Origin of the sequence: Paenibacillus sp. FSL R7-0128, assembly GCF_038002245.1 — a bacterium.
GTDB lineage: Bacteria > Bacillota > Bacilli > Paenibacillales > Paenibacillaceae > Paenibacillus_AQ > Paenibacillus_AQ silagei.
Map to the genome: position 1 here is coordinate 2,023,846 of NZ_JBBOCD010000001.1, position 24,366 is coordinate 2,048,211.

19 protein-coding genes are annotated in these 24,366 nt (G+C 54.6%); 18 read left to right on the top strand and 1 reads right to left on the bottom strand.

The genetic code is table 11. From position 1 onward, the window contains the following. Nucleotides 1-130 precede the first annotated feature (130 nt). From NST26_RS08230 to mgrA, 4 genes are all read left to right on the top strand, one after another. Entirely contained in the window at nt 131-880 is a 750-nt protein-coding gene (locus NST26_RS08230) for an alpha/beta hydrolase (protein ID WP_340954943.1), read from the top strand. Nucleotides 881-927: 47 nt separating this feature from the next. After that, entirely contained in the window at nt 928-1,698 is a 771-nt protein-coding gene (locus NST26_RS08235; protein WP_340954941.1) for an HAD family hydrolase, read from the top strand. A gap of 40 nt (nt 1,699-1,738) precedes the next feature. Then, on the top strand, nt 1,739-2,479 hold the full coding sequence (locus NST26_RS08240) for an NAD-dependent protein deacylase (RefSeq protein WP_340978998.1): 741 nt from the start codon (nt 1,739-1,741) through the stop codon (nt 2,477-2,479). Nucleotides 2,480-2,577: 98 nt separating this feature from the next. Further along, nucleotides 2,578-3,576 carry an L-glyceraldehyde 3-phosphate reductase gene (gene mgrA / locus NST26_RS08245; RefSeq protein ID WP_209878428.1) on the top strand — a complete coding sequence of 333 codons (999 nt, stop codon included), beginning with the start codon at nt 2,578-2,580 and terminating at the stop codon, nt 3,574-3,576. A gap of 108 nt (nt 3,577-3,684) precedes the next feature. On the opposite strand, the gene NST26_RS08250 is transcribed toward mgrA, so the two are convergent. Beyond that, complete coding sequence (locus NST26_RS08250) at nt 3,685-4,542, bottom strand: AraC family transcriptional regulator (RefSeq protein ID WP_339254884.1); 858 nt, start codon at nt 4,540-4,542, stop codon at nt 3,685-3,687. A 226-nt stretch (nt 4,543-4,768) separates the two neighbouring features. Between NST26_RS08250 and NST26_RS08255 the strand changes: the two genes are divergently transcribed. From NST26_RS08255 to pulA, 14 genes are all read left to right on the top strand, one after another. After that, nucleotides 4,769-5,950 carry a galactokinase gene (locus NST26_RS08255; protein ID WP_445323316.1) on the top strand — a complete coding sequence of 394 codons (1,182 nt, stop codon included), beginning with the start codon at nt 4,769-4,771 and terminating at the stop codon, nt 5,948-5,950. Nucleotide 5,951: 1 nt separating this feature from the next. After that, the gene (galE, locus tag NST26_RS08260) at nt 5,952-6,938 is read left to right on the top strand and encodes a UDP-glucose 4-epimerase GalE (RefSeq protein WP_036696662.1); all 987 of its coding nucleotides are present in this window, start codon (nt 5,952-5,954) and stop codon (nt 6,936-6,938) included. 81 nt (nt 6,939-7,019) lie between these two features. Further along, nucleotides 7,020-8,603 carry a UDP-glucose--hexose-1-phosphate uridylyltransferase gene (locus tag NST26_RS08265; protein WP_340978999.1) on the top strand — a complete coding sequence of 528 codons (1,584 nt, stop codon included), beginning with the start codon at nt 7,020-7,022 and terminating at the stop codon, nt 8,601-8,603. A 165-nt stretch (nt 8,604-8,768) separates the two neighbouring features. Continuing rightward, nucleotides 8,769-9,932: an iron-containing alcohol dehydrogenase gene (locus NST26_RS08270; RefSeq protein ID WP_340979000.1), complete on the top strand. Its 1,164-nt coding sequence runs from the start codon at nt 8,769-8,771 to the stop codon at nt 9,930-9,932. 178 nt (nt 9,933-10,110) lie between these two features. Beyond that, the gene (locus NST26_RS08275; protein WP_036722562.1) at nt 10,111-10,647 is read left to right on the top strand and encodes a hypothetical protein; all 537 of its coding nucleotides are present in this window, start codon (nt 10,111-10,113) and stop codon (nt 10,645-10,647) included. After that, a complete protein-coding gene (locus NST26_RS08280) occupies nt 10,647-12,233 on the top strand; it encodes a flotillin family protein (protein ID WP_340980819.1) in 1,587 nt (528 codons plus the stop codon). Before NST26_RS08275 ends, NST26_RS08280 begins: the two co-directional genes overlap by 1 nt. A gap of 325 nt (nt 12,234-12,558) precedes the next feature. Further along, entirely contained in the window at nt 12,559-13,266 is a 708-nt protein-coding gene (locus tag NST26_RS08285; protein WP_076082681.1) for an ABC transporter ATP-binding protein, read from the top strand. Next, the gene (locus tag NST26_RS08290; RefSeq protein WP_340954925.1) at nt 13,259-14,878 is read left to right on the top strand and encodes a hypothetical protein; all 1,620 of its coding nucleotides are present in this window, start codon (nt 13,259-13,261) and stop codon (nt 14,876-14,878) included. The genes NST26_RS08285 and NST26_RS08290 overlap by 8 nt, the downstream gene beginning before the upstream one ends. A gap of 145 nt (nt 14,879-15,023) precedes the next feature. Beyond that, nucleotides 15,024-15,887, top strand: a complete 864-nt coding sequence (gene glcT / locus NST26_RS08295) for a glucose PTS transporter transcription antiterminator GlcT (RefSeq protein WP_036722556.1) — start codon at nt 15,024-15,026, stop codon at nt 15,885-15,887. A gap of 252 nt (nt 15,888-16,139) precedes the next feature. After that, nucleotides 16,140-18,197, top strand: coding sequence for a glucose-specific PTS transporter subunit IIBC (gene ptsG, locus NST26_RS08300; RefSeq protein ID WP_340979001.1), 2,058 nt, complete (start codon nt 16,140-16,142; stop codon nt 18,195-18,197). 100 nt (nt 18,198-18,297) lie between these two features. Next, the gene (locus NST26_RS08305) at nt 18,298-18,573 is read left to right on the top strand and encodes an HPr family phosphocarrier protein (RefSeq protein WP_036696683.1); all 276 of its coding nucleotides are present in this window, start codon (nt 18,298-18,300) and stop codon (nt 18,571-18,573) included. Next, on the top strand, nt 18,566-20,278 hold the full coding sequence (ptsP, locus tag NST26_RS08310; protein ID WP_339254899.1) for a phosphoenolpyruvate--protein phosphotransferase: 1,713 nt from the start codon (nt 18,566-18,568) through the stop codon (nt 20,276-20,278). Before NST26_RS08305 ends, ptsP begins: the two co-directional genes overlap by 8 nt. A gap of 158 nt (nt 20,279-20,436) precedes the next feature. Continuing rightward, nucleotides 20,437-21,681: an MFS transporter gene (locus NST26_RS08315; protein ID WP_340979002.1), complete on the top strand. Its 1,245-nt coding sequence runs from the start codon at nt 20,437-20,439 to the stop codon at nt 21,679-21,681. A 267-nt stretch (nt 21,682-21,948) separates the two neighbouring features. Continuing rightward, nucleotides 21,949-24,348 carry a type I pullulanase gene (gene pulA / locus NST26_RS08320; protein WP_340979003.1) on the top strand — a complete coding sequence of 800 codons (2,400 nt, stop codon included), beginning with the start codon at nt 21,949-21,951 and terminating at the stop codon, nt 24,346-24,348. Nucleotides 24,349-24,366: the final 18 nt, after the last annotated feature.

The following is a 24,366-nucleotide window of genomic DNA, read 5'->3' on the forward strand; positions in this document are numbered from 1 at the left end:
GAAATACATCACAATAGTAAGCGCTATCATTGGAAATGGATAGGGCCAGATGTGGCGAAGTCTTGAAGGTTGTTTGAATTCACCGATTCCCTTATAATTTTCAGTATGCAGGAATCGGGAGTGAACACTAATGAAAAAGAATATAATCAGACGCCGTGTGCTTATTGGAGTGGTGTTGGTTCTACTGGTGGCGGGGGTGTTTATATGGAGATATCTGACCCCGTATAAGCCGGAGGCACGGGCTGAAACCGCTCTGATCTCTGCCGGGGGAGTCACTGTAGAGCAGAATGACAACTGGATCTCGTTCGAGCCCTCAGTGGTGCTCGGCACCGCCGTAATCTTTTATCCGGGAGCACTGGTCAAGGCAGAAGCATACGCGCCGCTGGCCCGTAAAGTTGCCGCTGCCGGTCACCCGTTCTACATTGCCAGAATGCCGCTTAATCTGGCTGTAATCAAAGGGGATGCCGCCGAAGAGATTATCCGCGTGCATCCGAAGCAGTCCTTCGTCCTGGGCGGACATTCGCTCGGCGGCGTAATGGCTTCACGCTTCGCTGCCGATCATGCCGGCCAGCTGGAAGGCGTTTTTTTTCTGGCCTCGTATCCCGATGAGAAAGGCAGCCTGAAGGACACCACGCTATCCGTCTTGTCTGTGATTGGCACGCAGGATGAAGTCGTAGATCAGAAGAGCTATAACAAAGGGCGTTCCTATCTGCCGGGCAATACCGTATATGTGTCGGTTGACGGCGGTAACCATGCCCAATTCGGCAGCTATGGCGCGCAAAAGGGTGACGGGACCGCTACGATTACCGAAGATGAACAGCAGACGCGGACCGTCCGGGCGATGCTGGACTGGCTGGGGAATCTGCGCCAGAGCAAATGAACAACGAATACCTGAAGTAATATAACTTATGCGGAAGGAGCGCTGGAATGCCTGTATTGCACATCAATGAACTCTCCGTTCCCGTAAGCGGCATCCTGTTCGATAAGGACGGCACGCTGCTTGATCTCCTGGCCACCTGGGGTAGCTGGGCCGAACTGGTGCTTGAGGGGCTGGGCAGCCAGCTGACTTTAATGGGCAGCAGACCCGTTACGGGAGCCGATCTGGCCCCGGTGCTGGGGACGACGCATGATGCTTCCGGACGAATTACCGGTTATGATCCCGCCGGTCCGCTCTCGATGGCAACGGCTGAGGAATCCACCGGAATTCTGGCCTGGCAGCTCTATACAGCAGGTCTTCCATGGAATGAGGCGGTGACGCGCGTGAATGCCATCTCCAAGGAGGCCATGAATGAGCTTCGCCGCCGCCGTACGGCTGTACCCATGCCGGGAGTATTGCCATTCCTGGAGCAGTGTGCCGCCGCTTCCCTGAAGCTTGGCGTTGTGACCTCTGACAATCTGTCCACTACCCGTGAGCATCTGGAATGGCTTGGCATCTCCGGGTACTTCGGGGCGGTGGTTACCCGCGACAGGGTAAAGTACGGCAAGCCTGCACCGGAGATGGCCGAGAAGGCCTGCCGGGAGCTGGAGCTGCGTCCCGAAGACACAGTGATTATCGGTGACAGTAATGCGGATATGCAGCTGGGCCGTGGGGCGGGACTGCGCCTTGCAGTCGGGATCTCACCGGACGGAAGGACAGACCATCTGCTGGATGCGGATATTGTGGTATCCGGCTATCCGGCGCTCCGCTTAACAATCTGAATGCATTACGAATGAGGTACAGAGAGGACAGGTGTAGATTATGGAACAATTACAGCTACTGGCTTCCTGGATTCAAAAAAGCAATAATATCGTCTTTTTCGGCGGTGCCGGAACATCGACGGAGAGCGGCATCCCGGACTTCCGTTCGGCAGCCGGTCTGTACCAGACACAGCACAACTCCCCCTATCCGCCTGAGGTGATGCTCAGCCGCAGCTTTTTTATGTCCTCGCCGGACATTTTTTTTGATTTCTACCGCAGCAAGATGATTCATCCCGGAGCGAAGCCGAACGGGGCCCACCGGCTGCTTGCGGATCTGGAGGAGAGCGGGAGGCTGAAGGCGGTCATTACGCAAAATATCGACGGCCTCCATCAGATTGCCGGCAGCCGCCGGGTTCTGGAGCTGCACGGCTCTATCCACCGCAATCACTGCATGGGGTGCCAGCGCTATTACGGCCTGGAGGAATGGCTGGAGCAGGAAGGCTCTGTGCCGCGCTGTGAGGACTGCGGGGGCATCATCAAGCCGGATGTGGTGCTCTATGAGGAAGCGCTCGATCATGAAGTGCTGGTTGAAGCCGTGGATGCCATTGCAGCGGCGGATCTGCTGATCATCGGCGGTACCTCGCTTACGGTTCAGCCTGCTGCAAGCCTGGTCACTTACTTCAGGGGACAGCATACAGTACTGCTTAACGGCGAGCCTACCCCGTATGACGATCAGGCAGATCTGATTATAACAGAGCGGATCGGAGAGGTGCTGGGTAGAGTGCAGGGACTGCTGGGCTAACGCCCAGTCAGTCTTTTTTTATAGAACAAGATTACTTATGAGGCCGTGTGTTTAAAGAAGGGTATTCACAAAAGAGATACGAGAGGCAGGGATATAACATGGTATATGTGGCTAGTGATGAACGGTATGAAGGAATGCGTTACAACCGCACGGGCAGGTCAGGTCTCAAGCTTCCAGCCATCTCACTGGGCCTGTGGCATAATTTCGGCGGCATTGATGCCTTTGAGAATGGCCGCGGGATGATTACCCGTGCCTTTGATCTTGGAATCACCCACTTCGACCTGGCGAATAACTACGGGCCTCCGGCCGGATCGGCGGAAGAGCTGTTCGGCAAAGTGCTGGCCCGGGATCTCGCGCCGTACCGTGACGAGCTGGTGATCTCGACCAAGGCGGGATATACGATGTGGCCCGGCCCTTACGGGGACTGGGGTTCACGTAAATATATCCTGTCCAGTCTGGACCAGAGCCTGAAGCGGCTGGGACTGGACTATGTGGATATCTTCTATTCCCACCGTCCGGACCCGGACACCCCCATGGAAGAAACGATGGGAGCGCTGGATCATGCTGTACGCTCAGGCAAGGCATTATACATCGGCTTGTCCAACTATACGGCGGAGCAGACGCAGCAGGCTATTGCGATCCTGAAGGAGCTGGGCACCCCGCTGCTGATTCATCAGCCGAGGTATTCCATGCTGGACCGCTGGATTGAAGGCGGGCTTCAGGATGTGCTGGAGGAGCATGGGGTGGGCAGTATTGCCTTCACTCCGCTGGCGCAAGGTCTGCTGACGAATAAATATCTGAACGGCATTCCCGGAGATTCCCGGGCAGCCGGACCTTCGGCAGCGCTGAATGAGAGCCGGATTACGCCGGAGGTGCTGCGCAGAATCCACGCGCTGAACCAGATGGCCGTAACGCGCGGCCAGAGTCTGGCCCAGTTCGCCCTGCTCTGGACGCTGCGCGGTGGCCGGATCACCTCGGCGCTGATCGGCGCCAGCCGGGTCAGCCAGATCGAAGAGAATATCGCCGCGCTGTCCCACAGTGACTTCACTCAGGAGGAGCTGGACCGGATCGAAACGATTCTTAAGACAGAGGAGTGAAGCTTAAGGCGCAGCCTAAGAGCTGCCATAAGGTCCGGCTTCCATAGATAACAATGCAAGCAGCCCGCTTCCTGTTCAGGAGACGGGCTGTTGCTCTAGGCGATATAGCTATTTCTCTCCAGGGTTCACTGTGGCCTGGCGGTAAGCGGTGGGGGACTGGCGGTAGAAACGCTTGAATTGCCGGGAGAAATACAGGGCATCAGTCAGTCCGACCGATGCCGCTACCTGCTCCACGGACAGCTCGGGACGTTCACGCAGCAGCTGGCGGGATTTCTCCACCCGCAGCTTCAGCAGGTAAGTGACCGGAGAGAGCCCCGTCTCCTGCTTGAAGATGCGGGAGAGGTAAGCACGGTTATACCCCAGAGAGCCGCACATCTGTTCAATCGAGACCGGATGGGCATACTGAGAAGCCATGTAGTGAATCATCTGCTTCACCGTCCGCTTGATCTGTGATTCCGCACCCGGCAGCCGGGTGGAGGAGACCAGCAGCTCCGCCGCTTCGCCGGCGATAAGGTACAGATACCCCAGAGAGGTCAGGGCGGCACTCTCCTTATTGGCATAGAAGGCGGACATCATCCCGGCAAGCGCTCCGGGTATTACACTGCCGCCTGCGGTAGACAGCACCGGGGCGAGCGGCGCGAAGCCCGCCTGCTCCGCAAGCTGTCCGGCATCGGCGCCGGTGAAGGCGGCCCAGCGGTAACGCCAGGGCGCCTGCTGATCCGAGATGTAGCTGACCAGCTGGCCCGGGTGGATCAGGAAGCAGTCTCCGGCTCCCAGCTCGTACGTATGCTCCTCTGTCCGGAAGACCCCGGAGCCTGATTCAATATAATGGAGCAGATAGTAATCGTAGATCTTGGGACCTGCCTGATGCAGCGGGAGGGTCTGGCTCTCTCCCGCAAAGAGTACATGCAGCAGCTGCTTATCGTAATAGACAGGATTTGATCCTACTGAATAGGTATGTTGCACTGCAAGCCGCCTTTCCTGAGCAGAACGCTTCCACAGCTAAGTGTATAGGGAGCGCCCGTTCACTTTTCCTCATACCGAGTATAGTCTTTTCAGATACGAAAGTCACATTTGTCCATATATTGCACACATGATTGCATTATCAGGGCAAGTCTGATTTTATTATAATGTAAGCATGAAGGACGTAAGTTGAATTCCAAAGCGCAAGCAGCGAAAGGGTGGAGTGGCAATGTTGAGCACACAGGAACTGAACAGCAAATTTATTGAGAAATATGGGGAAAGCAAGGAAGAAGCAAGGGTATTCTACGCTCCGGGCCGCGTGAATCTGATCGGAGAGCATCTGGACTACAACGGAGGTTACGTCTTCCCGGCGGCGCTGGACTTCGGCACCACGCTGATCGTGCGCCCGCGTGCAGACGGCAAGGTTCAATTCGCATCGACGAATTTACCTTACGAAGCTTCTATTGACTATAGCGAGATCGGCAAAGCCAAGACCGGCGAATGGATTGACTATCCGGTGGGTGTGCTGGTAGAACTGGCCAAGAAGGATCTTCTGCTATCCGGCGGCTATGACCTCCTGTTCCACGGTGAAATTCCTAACGGCTCGGGTCTGTCCTCTTCCGCTTCGATCGAGGTAGTCACAGGCTTCGCCTTCCTGACGCTGCTTGGCGGAGAGATAGATACGGTGGAGCTGGCCCTGCTGTCCCAGCGTGTGGAGAACCAGTATGTCGGCGTGAACTCCGGGATTATGGACCAGTTCGCTGTAGCCAACGGCAAGCGCGACCATGCCATCCTGCTGATGTGCGATACGCTGGAATACAGCCTGGTCCCATTCGTGACAGGCAGCTATAAGCTGGTCATCGGCAACACGAACAAGAAGCGCGGTCTGGTGGACTCCAAGTACAATGAGCGCCGGAGCCAGTGTGACGAGGCTCTGGCTATTCTTAAGCAAGAGGTGCCGGGCCTGTCTTATCTGGCTGAGCTGAAACCTGAACAATTCGAGCTTCATCAGGATAAAATTACGGACGAAACCGTCAGACGCCGGGCCCGCCATGTAGTGGAGGAGAATCAGCGTGTGCTTGACTCGGTGGAGGTGCTGAAGAACAATGATCTGAAGCAATTCGGCCTGTACATGAATGACTCTCATGTCTCCCTCCGCGACCTGTATGAAGTCAGCTGCGAGGAGCTGGATGTAATGGTGGAAGAAGCGCAGCGCATTCCTGGCACACTGGGATCACGGATGACAGGGGCCGGATTCGGGGGATGCACGGTATCGCTGGTACACGAGGATGATGTGCAGCGGTTCATAACGGAAGTTGGAGAAGCCTACAAGAACAGAACCGGCCTGACCGGCGAATTCTATGTATGCGGCATCGGCAACGGCGTGGAAGAATTGAAAGGAGTGAAATAAGATGGCGATTCTGGTAACGGGCGGCGCAGGATACATCGGTTCACACACAGTAGCAGAGCTGCTGGACCGCGGGGAAGAGGTTGTGGTGATCGACAATCTGCTGACAGGGCACCGCGAGGCGCTGCTGGGCGGCAAGCTGTACGAGGGCGACCTGCGCGACAAGGCGCTGCTGGCGAAGCTGTTCTCCGAGAATGAGATCGAAGCGGTGATTCACTTCGCAGCCAGCTCCCTGGTGGGCGAGAGCATGAAGGACCCGGTTAAATACTACGACAACAATGTGTATGGAACGCAGTGTCTTCTAGAAGCCATGCAGCATGCTGGTGTGGATAAAATCGTCTTCTCCTCCACTGCCGCCACCTACGGCGAACCGGAAAAGGTGCCTATCGAAGAGACTGACCGCACCGAGCCTGCGAATGTCTACGGCGAGACCAAGCTGACCATGGAACGCATGATGGCCTGGTTCGACAAAGTGCTCGGCATCAAATATGTGGCGCTGCGCTACTTCAATGCCGCAGGCGCACACGCCAGCGGCAAGATCGGCGAAGACCACCGTCCGGAGAGCCATCTGATTCCGCTGGTGCTCCAGGCTGCGCTGAAGCAGCGCGAGAATATTGCAGTGTTCGGGGAAGACTATCCGACAGAGGACGGAACCTGCGTACGCGACTACATCCATGTCAGCGATCTGGCGGATGCGCATGTCCGTGCAGTCACTTATCTGCGCAGCGGCAGTGCAAGCAATATCTTCAACCTGGGCAACGGCCTGGGCTTCTCTGTGAAGCAGGTCATTGAGACTGCGAAGAAGGTTACCGGCCTGGACATTCCGGTTGTGGTTCAGGACCGCCGCGCCGGAGATCCGGCAGTACTCGTCGCTTCCTCTGACAAAGCCCGCAAGGTTCTGGGCTGGGACCCGCAGCATGCCGATCTGGAAGGCATTATTCAGAGCGCCTGGAGCTGGCACTCTGCCAATCCGCAAGGATACGGGGAGTAAGAAGCAATTCTGCTTGTTGCCCGAAGGTGAAATAGACAGAATGCAAAGCGCCGCATAAGGCACCATAGAAGGAGAAATGAAATGCAGAACGATAATAGTACGGCTGCTGCCGCTGAGAAGGCGCTGTATGCGATTGAACAGCTGGTTCTGTTTGCCGGACATACGGGACTTATTCAGCCAGCAGATGTGGATTACAGCCGCAATGAACTCCTGGACCAGTTCGGCTTCAGCGAGCCGTATCCCGGCGAGTTCACTGAAGGTCCGCTGGACAGCCCGCAGGCCCCGCTGGACCAGCTGATTGATTACGGGTTCAGTCTCGGGCTGATCCCGGAGAATACGGATACTTACCGCGACCTGCTGGATGCGAAGATTATGGGCCTTCTGATGGCCCGCCCGTCTGAGGTGAATGCGGAGTTCGCCGCGATCCAGGCGGCACAGGGCATTCAGGCGGCAACGGACCGCTTTTATAAGCTGAGCATTGATTCCAACTATATCCGTATGGATCGTGTTGCGAAGAATGTGTATTGGCTTCAGGAGTCGCCGTACGGGGATATTGAGATGACGATCAACCTCTCCAAGCCGGAGAAAAGTCCGAAGGAAATCGCCATGGCCCGGCTGCTTCCGCCTCCGGTCTATCCGAAGTGCCAGCTCTGCCGCGAGAATGTCGGCTATGCCGGCCGGGTCAATCACCCGCCGCGTCAGAACCTGCGCGTGATCCCGCTCTCGATGAACAGCGAGAAGTGGTTCTTCCAGTACTCGCCTTATGTCTACTATAACGAGCATTGCATTGTGTTCCACCATGATCATGTGCCGATGAAGCTGACGAAGGATACGCTGAAGCGTCTGCTTAGCTTCGTGGAAGCCTTCCCGCATTATTTCATCGGCTCGAATGCCGATCTGCCGATTGTCGGCGGCTCCATTCTGACGCATGACCACTTCCAGGGCGGACGGCATACGTTCCCGATCCAGAAGGCGCCCAAAGAGGACACCTTCACTCATGCCTCGTATCCCGGCGTCAGTTTAAGCACAGTAAAGTGGCCGATGTCCGTGCTGCGGATGCATGCCGAAGATCCGGCGGTGCTGCTGGAGGCAGGCAACCATATCTACGAATCCTGGAAGACTTACAGCGATCCGGCCGCCGAAGTGCTGGCGTTCAGTGAAGAGGACGGTGAGAGTGTTCCGCATAATACCGTTACCCCTATCGTGCGCCGGGCAGAGGACGGCGGCTACGAGATGGATCTGGTGCTGCGCAACAACCGGACCAGCGAAGAATATCCCGAAGGGATTTTCCACCCGCACCGGGAGATGCACCATATCAAGAAGGAAAACATCGGCCTGATTGAGGTAATGGGTCTGGCGATTCTACCGGGGCGGCTCAAGGAAGAGCTTGACGCCATCGCTGGCATATTGGCGGGCGACACTGCGCTTCTCGGAGATGTCCAGAGCCAAGGCCAGGAGCATCCGATGGCGCTACACACTTCATGGATTACCGAACTGGTAAGCCGCTTCGGCACCTCCTTGAACCGAGAAGAAGCGGTGAAGACCATCCAGAATGAGGTGGGTACGAAGTTCACTCACATTCTGGAGCATGCCGGAGTCTACAAACGCACGCCGGAAGGGCAGGCGGCCTTCCGCCGGTTCCTGAACAGCAGCGGTTTTAACTAAGTCTGGATAGGTTTGAGCCCGTTTCATAAGATATCGCCCTGCCGGAGTACCGGCGGGGCATTTCTGCGTGTCCTGCTGAGGAGAACTCAGCGATTTGAATGCGCCAAGCTGGAGGACTATAATAGACAGTGCTTCACATTCACATACTCATGGAGGTTTACCCATATGCGCAAGTTTGAATTTTATAACCCGACCAAGCTTATTTTCGGACAGGGAACATTGCAGGCACTCCGTACCGAGGTGCCGAAATACGGTAAGAACGTACTGCTGATGTACGGCGGCGGCAGCATCAAGCGCAGCGGCTTGTACGATAACGTCATTGCCGAGCTGGCTGCGGTTGGTGCCGTAGTTACCGAGCTTGCCGGAGTGGAGCCGAATCCTCGTCTCTCAACGGTACATAAAGGTGTAGCGTTGTGCCGTGAGAATCAGATTGACCTGATTCTTGCCGTCGGCGGCGGCAGTGTGCTCGATTGTGCCAAGGCGGTGGGCGTCGGAGCGAAATATGAAGGGGATATGTGGGACTTCGTAGAACGCAAGGCCGCACCTCAAGGTGCGCTTCCGCTGGGAACCGTGCTGACAATGGCAGCCACCGGCTCCGAAATGAACAACGGCTCGGTCATCACCAACGAAGTGACCCAGGAGAAAATGGGCTGGGGCAGCATCCATGCCTATCCGGCCTTCTCGATCCTTGACCCGGAGAACACCTTCTCCCTGCCGCGCGACCAGACGGTGTACGGTATGGTGGACATCATGTCCCATACGCTGGAGCATTATTTCCATACAGACAGCAATACGCCTTTACAGGACGGCTTCTTGGAAACTCTGCTTCGTACCGTGATTGAGACGGCTCCTAAGCTGATTGAAGATCTGAACAACTACGAGCTTCGCGAGACTATTATGTACTGCGGGACGATGGCGCTGAACGGAATGGTCAGCATGGGCTTTGCCGGTGACTGGGCTACGCACAACATTGAGCATGCTGTATCCGCTGTGTATGATATTCCTCACGGCGGCGGCCTGGCAATTCTCTTCCCGCAGTGGATGAGATATAACCTCAGCACGAATCCTGCCCGCTTCCGCCAGCTGGCTGTGAACGTGTTCGGCATTGACCCTTCCGGCAAAACCGATGAACAGACCGGCCTCGAAGGCATTGAAGCGCTCCGCCGCTTCTGGGATTCCATTGGCGCTCCGAAGACGCTCGGCGATTACGACATCGACGACAGTGAAATCGGCAGCATGGCCGACAAGGCGGTCCGCTTCGGTCCGTTCGGCCACTTCCGCAAGCTGGAGCGTCAGGACGTAGTTGAAATTTATAAGCTGGCTTTGTAAGTCAGCCATCGACAGTACAGCCGCTTCCCATCTACGGGGGCGGCTTCTTTGGTCTGTTAATTTTCCCGCTTCCGGCATACATTAATGAGAGCAATACCCAACTTTGTGAAACCAAGGGCATGACAGTTGCGTTTATACTAGTATGACAGTCCGGAAGTATCGACGGGAGGAGACTATAATGCAAACGCTGTATTTGGGCTGTTTGGCGCTGGGTATTTTATTTGCCTTAGTGAGTGTAGTGTTGGGCGACCTGATCGGGAGCGCTCTGGACGGGATTTTTGACATCGTATCCTTTGATTTCCTGAATCCTACCCTATTGGCAGGAGGGATCACTGTATTCGGTGGAGCAGGCATGCTGCTGGGCCGCTACAGCGGACTGGAAGATGGCGTGATTCTTGCCTTGTCCCTGCTGGTTGCGGCATTCATGGGCGTATTGATGCATTTGGTGGTAGTGAAGCCAATGAGGAACAGTGAGATGTCGAACGGCTTCTCCATGAATGAACTGCCGGGTAAGATCGGTGAGGTTACCGTCCCGGTCCCCGGCACAGGCTACGGTGAGATTATGGTGAAGTTCGGTGCAGGTAACAGCCTGCATACGGCGGCCAGCTTCGAGCAGCATGCACTGCCGGCCGGAATCAAGGTTGTAGTAGTTGAGGTACGTGAGGGTGTAGCACTTGTGTCTGAATTCGAAGAGAGAAAAGGAGTGGACTTATGATGCTAGAAAATATTCCAGAATCCCTGTTTATACCTGCGATAGTAATCGCTGTACTGCTTGTCCTCGGACTCGCCTTCTGGGCGCGTTACAAGACGGTTGGCCCGGATGAAGGCATGATCGTCACCGGTTCCTTCCTGGGCAACAATCATATATCAGATGACGGCTCCGGCCGCAAAATCAAAATCGTCCGCGGCGGCGGTGCGTTCATTCTGCCTGTCTTCCAGAAAGCGGAGTTCATGTCTTTGCTCTCCCATAAGCTCGATGTGACGACCCCGGAGGTCTATACGGAGCAAGGCGTGCCGGTCATTGCCGACGGGGTCGCCATCATCAAGGTAGGCAGCTCCACGGAAGATGTGGCAACAGCAGCCGAGCAGTTCATGGGCAAGCCGATTGAATCCCTGAAGAGTGAAGCGCAGGAAGTGCTGGAAGGACATCTGCGGGCGATTCTTGGTACGATGACCGTAGAAGAGGTCTACCGCAACCGGGACCGCTTCGCCCAGGAGGTTCAGGGGGTTGCCGCCCGTGACCTCAAGAAGATGGGACTCCAGATTGTCTCATTTACCATCAAGGACGTACGTGATAAGCACGGATACCTGGAAGCGCTGGGTAAACCGCGGATTGCCGCAGTGAAGCGGGATGCGGAGATTGCGGAAGCGGAAGCTGTCCGTGATGCGCGGATTCAGAAGGCCAATGCCGAGGAGCAGGGGCAGAAGGCGGAGCTGCTGCGGGATACCAACATCGCCGAAGCATCGAAGGAGAACCAGCTCAAGGTCGCAGCGTTCAAACGCGATCAGGATACTGCCAAAGCGGAAGCCGACCAGGCGTACCACATTCAGGAGGCGCGTGCCAAGCAGACCGTGGTGGAAGAGCAGATGAAGGTTGAGCTGGTCCGCAAGGAACGCGAAATCGATATTCAGGCGAAGGAAATCCAGGTGCGTGAGAAGCAGTATGATGCAGAAGTGAAGAAGAAAGCGGAAGCAGACCGTTATGCGGTCGAGCAGGCGGCGGAAGCCGACAAGGCCAAGCGCATGCGTGAAGCCGATGCTGTGCAGTACAGCATTGAGACTCAGGCTAAGGCAACCTCCGAGCAGAAGCGGCTGGAAGGTCAGGCGATTGCGGATGCAGAGCTGGCCAAAGGTAAAGCAGAGTCTGAAGTTATCCGTCTGCGCGGTCTGGCGGAAGCGGAAGCCAAGGAGAAGCTGGCAGAAGCCTTCCAGAAATTCGGCGAAGCGGCGGTTCTCGATATTATCGTCAAAATGCTGCCTGAGCTGGCCGGGAAGATTGCCGAGCCGCTGGCGTCTATCGACAAGCTGACTGTGGTGGATACCGGCAATGGTGAAGGAGCTGCGCGTGTCAGTAATTATGTGACCCAACTGATGTCCACAGCCCCTGAAATGCTCAAAAGCGTGTCCGGCATTGATGTCGAGGCGCTGATCAAAGGGCTGACCAAGGGCAAGGCGGAGCCTAAGGACGTGGTGAGACATACAGCGGCGCCCATAACCTCTGTCGTCACCAGACCGGCCCCGGCTGCTCCGGCGGTTACTCCGGCACAACCGGTGGAACCTTCAGAACACCCTGAAGGATAAGAGCAGAGCAAGCCACCAAGGTATGGCAGGCAGCAGTAACGCCAGCCATACCTTTTTTACAAGAATTTAACTATATAAAAGGCACTATAGAAATAAACAAAAAGCAAAAGAAGCGGAGGGGAAATTTGGAACTGTAGGAGCGGTAGCGACCGCCTTTGTCACCGGATTTCACCCGCGAAGGCGGAATAAATCAAGAAATCTGGTGACAACAGCGGCCGGAAGTCCAAATGTTCACCGCAGTGACGATGAAGCTTCAAGTTCAAAACTTAAGTGCGTCTTATATAAGCAGAGATTCTTTATCATTCGCGCTGAAACGGAGGCAGGCATGGAGCTTATACTGGATAATATACGCAAGAGCTTTGACGGCAGAGAGGTGCTGAAGGGGATTGACTTTACCTTTGAGCAAGGCAAGATATACGGCTTGCTCGGCCGTAACGGCGCGGGGAAGACCTCGTTATTCAACTGCCTGAGCGGGGAGATCCAAATGGATAGCGGCGGGGCTTTTCTGCGGAGAGATGAGGTGAGTCTTCCGCTGCTTGAGGAGGAGATCGGCTACGTCTTCTCCTTGCCGATTCTGCCTGACTTTCTGACCGGTTATGAGTTTGTGAAGTTCTACATGGACATCAATAAGGGGAAGATACAAGCGGACCGGACCATCGAGGAATATTTCGATATCATCCGTTTCGAGGAGGCGGACAGGCACCGTCTGATCAAAGGCTATTCCCACGGGATGAAGAACAAAATTCAGATGCTGTGCTTTATCATCTCCCGTCCGCCGCTGATCCTGCTGGATGAGCCGTTAACCTCGTTCGATGTGGTAGTGGCACTGGAGATCAAGAAGCTGTTGCGGGAGATGAAGCAGGATCATATCATTATTTTCTCCACTCATATTCTGCAGTTGGCCGCCGATCTCTGCGATGAGCTGGTTATTCTGAATAACGGTACACTGCGGGAGATTCCGGCGGAGACCCTGCACAGTCCGGAATTTGAAGAGCAGATTATTGCCCTGCTGAAGGATGAGGATCATGATTAGGACGTTGAAGGCGATTCTGGAAGTGCGGGGGATGTCCGGCGCTAACCGGCTGATGTTCTATATCCGTAAGCTCCCGGTGCTGGGTAAGCTGATCCCGGCCTCGGTCTACTCGGAAACCACGCTGAAGCGGACCTTATCTGTTATCGTGCATATCCTCAAGGTACTTATGGCCTTTGTGACGAAGTTCGCTTATCTTGGGATCATGATCTATCTGCCGGTGAAGTTCATCGGTAATGATATCAGCTTATCCCTTTCTGTTCAGTACCAGCTCTATTTGCAGATGCTGCTGTGTATAAGCTTCCTTACGGCCGGGGTTTCCAGCGCGGTTATTCTGGAGCCGAAGCGGGATAAATACATATTCGTAAAGCTGATGAGGCTGCCGGCAGAGCGGTATATGCGGACCACACTGACCTTGCGCGGGATCAGCTTCCTGGTTACTTTTATTCCGGCGATGCTGGTCTTCGGGAATCTTCTGGGTGCTCCGCTGTGGCATGGGGCAGTTCTTACGCTGCTGCTGACGTTCTGGCGTACGGCTTGCGAGGCGCTGCATCTGTGGGTGTTTGACCGCTACGGCATGGTTATTGTCAAAAAAACAAGCTGGATCTGGACCGCCATCGGCGCTGGCTATCTGCTGGCCTATCTTCCGCTGCTCCCCGGATATGCGGTAGTAGAGAGCGGAATGCTGTTCAATCTGCCTGTGGTGCTTGGCGTGCTGGTGCTGGGAACCTTAAGTGCGGTCTATATCGCCCGTTATAAGGACTATACGAATGCCGTCGATGCCGTCACCAAAATCGATGATCCCCTGCTCGACATGGGACGGATGATGAAAGAAGCACGGGTGAAAGATGTGGCCACCCAAGATCAGCACTACTCGGCGGAACAACAGAATCAAGAGAAGTTCGAGGGGAAAAGCGGGTACGCTTACCTGAATGCAATCTTTTTCTCACGTCACCGGCGGCTGATCACCAGTCCGATTCAACGGCGGCTGGTTATTATTGGATCGCTCTTTGCCGCTGCTTTGCTGACGATGCTGTTGTCGCAATCCGCTTTTACCAAACTGACTCATTATCTGATTACCGCGTTGCCGACCTTCCTGATCATTATGAACTACACGTCCATTGGCGAACGCCTCTGCAAGGCGATGTTCTATAACTGTGATCTCAGCCTGCTGCGCTACGGATTCTACCGTGAACAATCGGCGATTCTAAGCAACTTCCGTATCCGGCTGCTGCGTATCAGCGTGCTTAATCTGATCCCGGCTGCCGCGATCTGCCTGGCGGTGAACCTGCTATTGGTGCTGTCAGCGGAGAGTTGGGGCGCGGGGGATGCCGTACTCTTTTGCGTGACGATTGTGGCGCTGTCCCTGTTCTTCTCGGTGCATCATCTGTTCATGTACTATATCTTCCAGCCCTACAGCACGGAGCTGAATGTGAAGAATCCGTTCTTTACGATTGTGAACAGTGTGGTGCTGGGGGTCGGATTCATCGCGATGCAGTTCAAGAGTGAGCCTGGAATGTTTGCCGTGATCGTAGTGCTTTCTGCTGTGGTGTATATGCTGGCTGCGCTTATCATGGTATACAGGTTCTCAGGCCGGACGTTTCGGGTGAAATGAACGGAGCCCGCGGGCGGTTTGCGGCACCCTTCTAATTTGGGATTCTTGATGTTATGATAGGAGCTTAAGGTAACGAATCACACGTTGAAACATGTATCGTGCTGCTGGAATAGATCAGGATTCAGAAGTAAAAGAGGTGTCGCAAGTGAGCAGCATTACCGTGGGCAAGGTGCTTAATAATAACGTTATCATTGCCGAGCATCCCCAATATGCCGAGGTTGTGGTGATCGGCAAGGGGATCGGCTTCAACCGTAAAACGCGGGACCGGATCAATCTGTCCTCCGTAGAGAAGATGTTCATTCTGCGCAGCCAGGAGGAGCAGGAGCAATACAAGCAGCTGGTGCCGCAGGTAGATGAGAAGCTGATTGAGGTGGTCCAGGAGATTGTGCTGCATATTATGCAGAGCAGCCGCCAGACGCTGAATGAGCATATCCATATTGCCCTTACCGACCATATTTCCTTTGCGATCCGCAGAAGCGAGCAGCATATGGCTATTCATAATCCGTTTCTGTACGAGACCCGGGAGATTTATCCTGAGGAATACAGTCTGGCGGAATATGCGGTGGAGCGGATCAATGAGGCGATGAAGGTGACGCTGCCGCCGGATGAGATCGGCTTCGTGGCCTTGCATATTGTCAGTGCGCTTAGCAACCGCCATATCTCTGAGGTGAAGCAGCATTCCGAGCTCATCGGGGACATGGTGGGACTGGTCGAGGATAGCCTGGAATACCGCATTCCGCGGGATTCTCTGGACTATTCAAGGCTGGTGACCCATTTACGGTTCGTTCTGGAGCGTCTGCGCCGGGGAGAGACTGTGCGCGAGACCTCGTCCCTGGATGGACTAATGAAGCGGGAGTATCCCGAGATGTACATGCTTGCCTGGAAGCTGACGAAGGTGATTGAGCAGCGGGTGCGCATTCCGGTATATCCGGCCGAGGTCAGCTATCTGACGATTCATCTGCAGCGTATTGCCCAGAAGAAGGAAGATGAGCCGGAGCTGGAGGAGTAGACCGGCTTTAGGCGATTTTGGGGCTTGCAACTTCAAATCAATGGTGCTACAATGATCCCTGTTATGAAACAGAAGCAGAATACCAACGTGTAACTGATACGATCAGGCATGAGTGATTTACAGTATTATGGTTGTCCTGCCCCAACTTGGGGTACGCTAACGTTAGCGTTAGTGTGGCAATCCATGTGCTGTATTGCTCATGCCTTTTTTGGCTTCTGTTGACAGAAATTAAGGATTAGGAAGTGACCTTGAATGTTTAAAAAATTATTTGGCGTTCTGCAGAGAGTCGGTAAAGCGCTAATGCTTCCTGTTGCCATTCTGCCTGCAGCGGGCCTGCTGCTTGGAATCGGGAACATGCTGGTGAATCCGGACTTCCTGCAATACGTGCCTGCACTGGAGAATAATATCGTACAGGCCATTGCCACGGTACTAATGAACTCCGGGCAAATCGTATTCGATAACCTGTCCCTGCTCTTTGCAGTCGGCGTAGCTATCGGGCTGGCCGGAGGTGAAGGCGTGGCCGGGCTGGCAGCGATTATCGGCTTCCTGGTGATGAACGTAACCATGGGTACGGTAGTCGGTGTCAATGCTTACGTGCTGACCTGGAAGGATTTCTCGTATTCCAGTGTGCTGGGGATTCCCACCTTGCAAACCGGGGTCTTCGGTGGTATCCTGGTCGGGATATTGGCCGCATCCATGTACAAAAGGTTCTTCCGTATAGAATTGCCGTCGTATCTGGGCTTCTTCGCGGGTAAACGTTTCGTACCGATTATGACGGCAGTGACCTCCCTGATGCTTGGTCTTGCGCTCACGATTGTGTGGCCGCCGATCCAGCACGGTCTGAACTATGTGTCACAGAGTATGATTAATACCAACCTGACGCTGTCGGCCTTTATCTTCGGGGTCATCGAGCGCTCCCTGATTCCGTTCGGCCTGCACCATATCTTCTATTCACCGTTCTGGTATGAATTCGGAAGCTATATTGACAAGGCAGGCGATCTGGTCCGAGGTGACCAGCGGATCTTCATGCAGCAGCTTCGTGACGGTGTGGAGTTCACAGCGGGTACATTTACAACCGGTAAATATCCGTTCATGATGTTCGGTCTTCCGGCAGCGGCTCTTGCGATCTACCATGAGTCGAAGCCTGAGAACAGACGGATTGTCGGAAGCTTGATGGTTTCCGCTGCGTTAACCTCGTTCCTGACGGGGATCACCGAGCCGCTGGAATTCTCCTTCCTGTTCGTGGCTCCGCTGCTGTTCGCCGTCCATGCTGTATTCGCAGGCTTGTCCTTCATGACCATGCACCTCTTGAATGTCAAAATCGGCATGACCTTCTCCGGCGGGTTCATCGACTATGTGCTGTTCGGCGTCATTCCGAACCGTACCGCCTGGTGGCTGGTTATCCCGGTAGGTCTGGTACTGGCCGTGATCTATTACTTCGGGTTCCGCTTCGTCATCCGTAAGTTCAACCTGAAGACTCCCGGCCGTGAGGATGCCTCCGAGGAGGAGGAGGAGGTAAGCTTGGAGAGTGTGTCCAAGACAGGCGACGATCTGCCGCGCAACATTCTGTCCGCCCTGGGCGGCAAAGAGAACATCACCCATCTGGATGCCTGCATTACGCGCCTGCGGGTCGAAGTGAAGGACAAAGCGGGCGTAGACAAGAACCGGCTGAAGAAGCTGGGTGCGTCTGGTGTTCTTGAAGTGGGTAACAACGTACAAGCGATCTTCGGCACACGTTCGGACACGATCAAGTCACAGATTCAGGATGTGATGAACGGCAGAACACCGGCTGCAGCCCCTGCTGCTCCGAAGCCGGAGCTTGAACAACAGGCCGGCGAGCAGGGCGATGCTATTATCCCTGAGGATATCGTATCTCCGGTAAACGGCCAGCTGATGGATATTACAGAGGTTCCTGATGCGGTCTTCTCGCAGAAAATGACCGGTGACGGCTTCGCCTTCCTGTCCGAAGACGGCAAGATTGCTTCGCCGGTATACGGCAAGGTATTCAACGTGTTCCCTAGTAAGCACGCCATTGGCATCATGTCAGACGGCGGCAAGGAAGTCCTTGTGCATATCGGGGTCAACACCGTTAAGCTTAAGGGCCAGGGCTTCACGGTTCTGGTGGAGGAAGGCGATCTGGTAGCTGCCGGACAGCCGATTATGGAAGTGGACATGGAGTATGTGAAGGCGAATGCACCTTCTGTCATCTCTCCGGTCATCTTCTCCAACCTGCCGGAAGGCTCCTCCGTTACCTTGAATAAGCCGGGCAGAGTCGTCATCGGCGACAAGGATATCATCACCATTCAGTAAAATGTGCAATGGCGAAGCGCTTCCATTATAATGAAGGGGAGCGCAAGCCTTCACTATAATTCACCATCCCAAATTAACAGAAAGCGAGTTGGATTATATTATGCAAACAACTTTCAGAATTATTGACGAAGACGGAATTCACGCACGCCCGGCAACAGCGCTGGTAAATACAGCTACAAAATTCAAAGGCACTGAAGCTTTTGCAGAAGCTAAAGGCAAAAAAGTTACCCTTAAATCCATCCTGGGCGTTCTCTCCCTGGGCCTTGAAGCAGGAGATACCCTGACTCTTATTACTGAAGGCAGTGAAGAAGCAGAAGCACTGAACGCGTTGCAGGAGGTTATGGTTAAAGAAGGGCTGGGAGAAGTTCATGAATAAAATTTCAGGAATCGCGGCTTCCGCAGGTATTGCAGTAGCCCGTGCCTTTATCCTGGAACACCCGGACTATACCATTACCAAAACAGCGGTCACGGATGTGGACGCTGAGCTTGCGAAGCTGAATGACGCCCTGGACAAATCCAGAGGCGAACTTCAGACCATCAAAGAGCGTACCCTGGCTGAGCTTGGCGAGAAGAAGGCGGAGATTTTCGAATCACATCTGCTGATCCTTGATGATCCTGAGCTCATTACCCCTGTAATGGACAAAATCCGTGAGGAATCGGTAAATGCGGACTACGCACTGAATGAAGTAGCTAATCAATTCGTGGAAATGTTCCAGAACATGAAGAGCGCTTACCTGCAGGAACGTGCAGCAGATATGCGTGACGTAACCAAACGTGTGCTGAACCACCTGCTTGGCATTCACTATGTGAGCCCGGCTGAGATCAGTGAAGAGGTTATCGTTATTGCCCTGGATCTGACCCCATCGGATACAGCACAGCTTAACCGCAATTTCGTCAAAGGCTTCACCACCAATATCGGCGGACGGACTTCCCATTCGGCCATTATGGCCCGTTCCTTGGAGATTCCGGCGGTTGTGGGCACGAAGAACGTGATGTCCCTGGTCAAAGCAGGCGATCTGGTTATCGTGGATGGTCTGAGCGGCGATGTGCTGATTAACCCTTCCGAAGCTGAGGTAGCCGAGTATACAGCGAAGCAGGAAGCTTACAATCTTCAGATTGCTGAATGGAAAAAGCTCCGCGACGAGCCAACGGTATCTGCCGACGGCAAGCATGTAGAGCTGGCAGCCAACATCGGGACTCCGAATGATGTGACTGGCGTTATTGAGAACGGCGGCGAAGGTGTAGGTCTGTACCGCACCGAGTTCCTCTATATGGGCCGCGACAAGCTGCCTTCCGAAGAGATCCAGTATAATGCCTACAAGACCGTGCTTGAGAATATGCAAGGCAAGCCGGTTGTAGTGCGTACGCTGGATATCGGCGGAGACAAGGAGCTGCCTTATCTGGAGCTGCCGAAGGAAATGAACCCGTTCCTCGGCTACCGTGCGATCCGTCTCTGTCTGGACCGTCAGGATATCTTCCGCACCCAGCTGCGTGCCTTGCTCAGAGCAAGTGCCCACGGCGACCTGCGCATTATGTTCCCGATGATCGCTACCCTTGGTGAATTCCGTGCAGCCCGTGATCTGCTGCTGGAAGAGAAGGCCAAGCTGCGTGAAGAAGGCAAAGAAGTGTCCGACAGCATCCAGCTGGGCATCATGGTAGAGATTCCTTCGACGGCTGTACTGGCGGATCAGTTCGCCAAGGAAGTGGATTTCTTCAGTATCGGAACCAACGATCTTATCCAATATACAATGGCTGCGGACCGTATGAATGAACAGGTAGCCTACCTGTATCAGCCGTACAACCCGGCAATTCTGCGACTGGTCAAAATCGTCATTGATGCTGCACACGCCGAAGGCAAGTGGACCGGGATGTGCGGAGAAATGGCGGGGGATGCCACAGCTATTCCTCTGCTGCTCGGTCTTGGCCTCGATGAATTCAGCATGAGCGCTACCTCCATCCTGCCAGCACGCAGCCAGATCTCGAAGCTGTCTGCGGCCGACATGAAGGAAATGGCTGCCCAGGCCCTGCAGCTCGGCACGGCCGAGGAAGTAGCCGCACTGGTGCAGTCCCGCGTGAATTAATTCTTTACTCAAGCATTGGTTTATAACTCCAACTACTTTCCGGCCCCCTTTACAGGGGGCTTTTTTTTGCGGTTATTTGAATTTCAGCAAATCTGGAACCGCCCGCCCGGGCGTTATTTTATATAATGTGTCCATTACTTTCGGAGGGTGGAACCATTGTGCAGAGATTCAGTGCTTCACAGATTTATTTGTTCCATGTGTTTATGTTGTCGCTTGCCGCCAGTACGATATTCACAACCTACAGTATTTATTATGTAGTTGACCTTAAACTGAATCCGCTTCAGCTTGTGCTGATTGGAACGGTGCTGGAGATAACGGTGCTTGTGTTCGAGGGAATCACCGGAGTGGTCGCTGATACCTATAGCCGCAGACTGTCCGTCATTATTGCCGTGTTCGTTCTGGGGAGTGCCTTTGTCCTCGAAGGGAGTATTGTCTGGATCATGCATCCGGCTTCCCTGTTGCCTGCCTTCGGCTGGCTGCTGATCTCCCAGATGCTGTACGGGATCGGCTGGACCTTCCTGAGCGGAGCGGATACCGCATGGATCATGGATGAACTTGAGGAAGAGCAGGCTGGAAGAATCTTTATGCGCTCCAAAATCTTCTCTTTAAGCGCCTCTCTGCTAGGCATTGCGGTCAGCGTAGGATTATCCCAGGTTGCGTCTAATCTCCCTTTTCTGGCGGGTGGAGTCATCTATTTCGTCCTGGGGTTCATATTGATCCGGCACATGAAGGAGACGGGGTTCATACGCCGGGAGCGTGCGCCGCATTCCTCCGCTATCCGTGAGCTGGGCAAGACCTGGGTCAGCGGCATCTCTATCCTGAGGCATCATCCGCTGCTCCTGCTGCTGACGGTTGTAACTTTATTCAGCGGTGCTGCGTCTGAAGGATATGATCGCCTATGGCCAGTCTTTCTTATGAACGAAGTCGGGTTCCCGGAGATTGGAGTCTCGATGGCGGCCGGCTTCGGGCTGATCAGTGCGGCGACGACTCTGCTGGGTGTGCTGGCTGTCTATATGGCCGGGACAATCATTGATTTGCAAAAGGAACGTCAAGTAGCGGCCGCCTTGTTCCTCCTGACCTCCGTACGTGCCTGCTGCATTATATTGGTGGCACTTGCGCCTAATTTCTACTGGGCTATCGGGGCGGTACTGCTCCTGGGGGTGGTCGCTTCGGTCAGCGACCCGATCTATACCACCTGGCTGAACACAAAGCTGCCATCCCGGAACCGGGCTACACTCTTGTCGATGATCAGCCAGTCCGATGCCCTGGGTCAGAGTGCAGGCGGTCCGGTTGTAGGATATATCGGCAGCCGGATCTCTATCAGAGCTTCGCTGCTGTCGGCGGGCTTCCTGCTGCTACCTGTGATTGCGTTATATGGCAGGGTGCTGCGGAAGCGGTCATGATGTTTTGGAACTTCATTAGCTTAATTCCCCGGCGATCCATGCCGATATAGGATATATCCGGTGACACAATTCAACCCTTAACCCAGACCTGTGAACATAGTGTTACATATTATATAATGAACCCTATGTAGCAATTCCGGCGTCATCCGCTTGCAGAGCTGTGCAAGTACAAAGTATTAGTTAAGGAGAATGTGGACATAGCTTGATAGTAATAGAATGATAGTTCTCCGGGAGTATTACGGATGAGCGTAGGGATGGTGAATAGCAATGAGCAGCAATTATATACAAGCAGAACAAGAAATCGATACCTATCAAGGCAATGACCTCGGCTTGACCTACACAGCGGAATACTGTGTATTCAAAGTCTGGGCGCCAACAGCCTTCACAGTGTCGCTCGTATTATATGCAACAGGCGGAAACGGGCTGACCCCGCAGACCGCGGATTACAAGGACAGCGGCAAAATTCTTAGTATGGAGCGCGCTGAGGGCGGAGTATGGACGATCCAGGTTTCCGGTAACCTCAAGGGGAAATATTATATGTACCGCGCCGTATTTGCGGACGGGTCGATTAATGAAGCGGCCGATCCTTACGCTACGGCTGTATCGGCCAATGGAACACGCACAGCCATTGTGGATTTGTCCGAGACAGATCCGGACGGCTGGCAGAGCGATGCCTCTCCGGTGCTGCCGCATCCGGCAGATGCAGTAATCTATGAGCTGCATGTCCGCGATTTCTCGTCAGACCCTAGCTCCGGTCTGACGTATAAGGGGAAATTCAAGGCCTTCACCGAGACCGGCCTGCGGGATGAGGCGGGTCATCTGCTGGGCATTGATCATCTGGCTGAGCTGGGCATCACGCATGTTCATCTGCTGCCGGTGTTCGATTATCAGACGGTGGATGAGCTGTGCGAGCCAGGGGAAGAACCGGCATCCTCCATCTTCACAGACTATAACTGGGGCTACGACCCCCAGCACTATAATGTGCCGGAAGGCTCCTACAGCACAGACCCTGCTAACCCGCTAGCCCGTATCCGGGAATTCAAGGAGCTGGTCCAGGCGCTGCACAGCCGCGGCATCTCGATGATTATGGATGTGGTCTACAATCATACCTATAGCTTCCAGAAGGGCCCCTTCCAGCCGCTGGTGCCGGACTATTACTACCGTCATGATCAGAGCGGCCGGCTCTCTAACGGCTCGGGCGTCGGCAATGAGCTGGCTACAGAACGGCCGATGGTCCGAAAGTATATCAAGGATTCCCTATCCTACTGGGCTAAGGAGTACCATATTGACGGGTTCCGCTTCGATCTGATGGGGCTGATGGACAGCGTGACCATGCGAGAGATTACCGAGGAGCTGCGGCTGGAGATTAATCCGGGGCTGCTGATCTATGGTGAACCGTGGATTGGCGGCGACTCGCCGCTTGCCTCCAAGACGCTGAAGGGCGTGCAGCGCGGCAAAGGCTACGCTGTCTTTAACGACAACTTCCGCGCAGCCATCAAGGGAGACAGCGACGGCTGGGGCAAAGGCTTCGTGACCGGGGAATACGGCAAGGAAGGTGCGATCGCGTCCGGAGTGAGCGGGGCGATTCATGAATTCACCGATGCGCCTACAGAGACTGTGAACTATGTAACCGCACATGATAATCTCAACCTGTGGGACAAAATTCTGGCGACCCGGGGACTTCGCGGGGAAGCCGGACTGCCGGAGCTTGAGGGCGGCAAGCTGCGGGGCGGCGGGGATCTCAAGGCCGCACTAGAGCAGGCGAATCCGTATGTGGGAGTAGATCCCGAGAATGTGCTGGATAATGAGACAGTACGCCGTTCGTTGCTGGCTAATGGAATCATTCTGACCTCGCAGGGAATTCCGTTCCTTCATGCCGGGGATGAGCTGCTGCGCAGCAAATACGGAGATCATAACAGCTACCGCAGCCCAGACTGTATCAATGCGATCCGCTGGGAGAACAAAAGCAAATTCATTGCAGTATTTCAATATTACAAAGGTCTGATTGAGCTGCGCCGGACACATCCGGCCTTCCGCCTGCATGGACGCCAGGAGATTGAACGCAGTCTGGAGTTCCTGCGCTGTGACAGCGGAATCGTTGCCTACAGACTGAAGGATAACGCCGGCGGAGATCCATGGAATAATATCGTGGTGATCTATAATGCCAATATGGAGCCGGTCACCCAGTGCCTCCCGGAGACCTCCGGCTGCTGGAACATCGTAGTCGATCATACCCATGCCGGACCGGAGGCCTTCCGGCAAACGGAGAACGGCAGTGTTGAGGTGTTCGGACTGTCGATGATGGTACTCTATGATAAATACGGAGAGCCTGAGCCGAGATCGAAGATTGTGGAAGTTCATTATGACCGCCCGGACGGCGATTACCGGGGCTGGAATCTCTGGGTGTGGGGTACAGGCATTCAGGATGGGCAACGGGACTTCCAGCACATGGAGGAAGGTCATGCCGTAGCACGGATTGAAGTGCTGCCGGGGACCTCCACGATAGGCTACATCCTCCGGCTGAACGATTGGGAGGAGAAAGACGGCACCGCTGACCGCTTCATCGACTGCTCGGGTAGCGGGGAGCAGGTTATCAAGGTGACGGTTCGGGAGCGTAGTCCGGAGCATAGGACAGAGCTGGCTGATCCGCTGCCGCAGACCAGCTAGAACATAAGAAGAGCTGAT

What these genes read in the sequence shown, in the direction of transcription:
- NST26_RS08280 (WP_340980819.1), top strand. Translation starts at nt 10,647, where the DNA reads ATGCTAGAAAATATTCCAGAATCCCTGTTTATACCTGCGATAGTAATC.
- NST26_RS08240 (WP_340978998.1), top strand. Translation starts at nt 1,739, where the DNA reads ATGGAACAATTACAGCTACTGGCTTCCTGGATTCAAAAAAGCAATAAT.
- NST26_RS08290 (WP_340954925.1), top strand. Translation starts at nt 13,259, where the DNA reads ATGATTAGGACGTTGAAGGCGATTCTGGAAGTGCGGGGGATGTCCGGC.
- galE (WP_036696662.1), top strand. Translation starts at nt 5,952, where the DNA reads ATGGCGATTCTGGTAACGGGCGGCGCAGGATACATCGGTTCACACACA.
- NST26_RS08275 (WP_036722562.1), top strand. Translation starts at nt 10,111, where the DNA reads ATGCAAACGCTGTATTTGGGCTGTTTGGCGCTGGGTATTTTATTTGCC.
- NST26_RS08230 (WP_340954943.1), top strand. Translation starts at nt 131, where the DNA reads ATGAAAAAGAATATAATCAGACGCCGTGTGCTTATTGGAGTGGTGTTG.
- NST26_RS08265 (WP_340978999.1), top strand. Translation starts at nt 7,020, where the DNA reads ATGCAGAACGATAATAGTACGGCTGCTGCCGCTGAGAAGGCGCTGTAT.
- NST26_RS08305 (WP_036696683.1), top strand. Translation starts at nt 18,298, where the DNA reads ATGCAAACAACTTTCAGAATTATTGACGAAGACGGAATTCACGCACGC.
- NST26_RS08255 (WP_445323316.1), top strand. Translation starts at nt 4,769, where the DNA reads ATGTTGAGCACACAGGAACTGAACAGCAAATTTATTGAGAAATATGGG.
- mgrA (WP_209878428.1), top strand. Translation starts at nt 2,578, where the DNA reads ATGGTATATGTGGCTAGTGATGAACGGTATGAAGGAATGCGTTACAAC.
- ptsP (WP_339254899.1), top strand. Translation starts at nt 18,566, where the DNA reads ATGAATAAAATTTCAGGAATCGCGGCTTCCGCAGGTATTGCAGTAGCC.
- NST26_RS08235 (WP_340954941.1), top strand. Translation starts at nt 928, where the DNA reads ATGCCTGTATTGCACATCAATGAACTCTCCGTTCCCGTAAGCGGCATC.
- NST26_RS08270 (WP_340979000.1), top strand. Translation starts at nt 8,769, where the DNA reads ATGCGCAAGTTTGAATTTTATAACCCGACCAAGCTTATTTTCGGACAG.
- ptsG (WP_340979001.1), top strand. Translation starts at nt 16,140, where the DNA reads ATGTTTAAAAAATTATTTGGCGTTCTGCAGAGAGTCGGTAAAGCGCTA.
- pulA (WP_340979003.1), top strand. Translation starts at nt 21,949, where the DNA reads ATGAGCAGCAATTATATACAAGCAGAACAAGAAATCGATACCTATCAA.
- NST26_RS08285 (WP_076082681.1), top strand. Translation starts at nt 12,559, where the DNA reads ATGGAGCTTATACTGGATAATATACGCAAGAGCTTTGACGGCAGAGAG.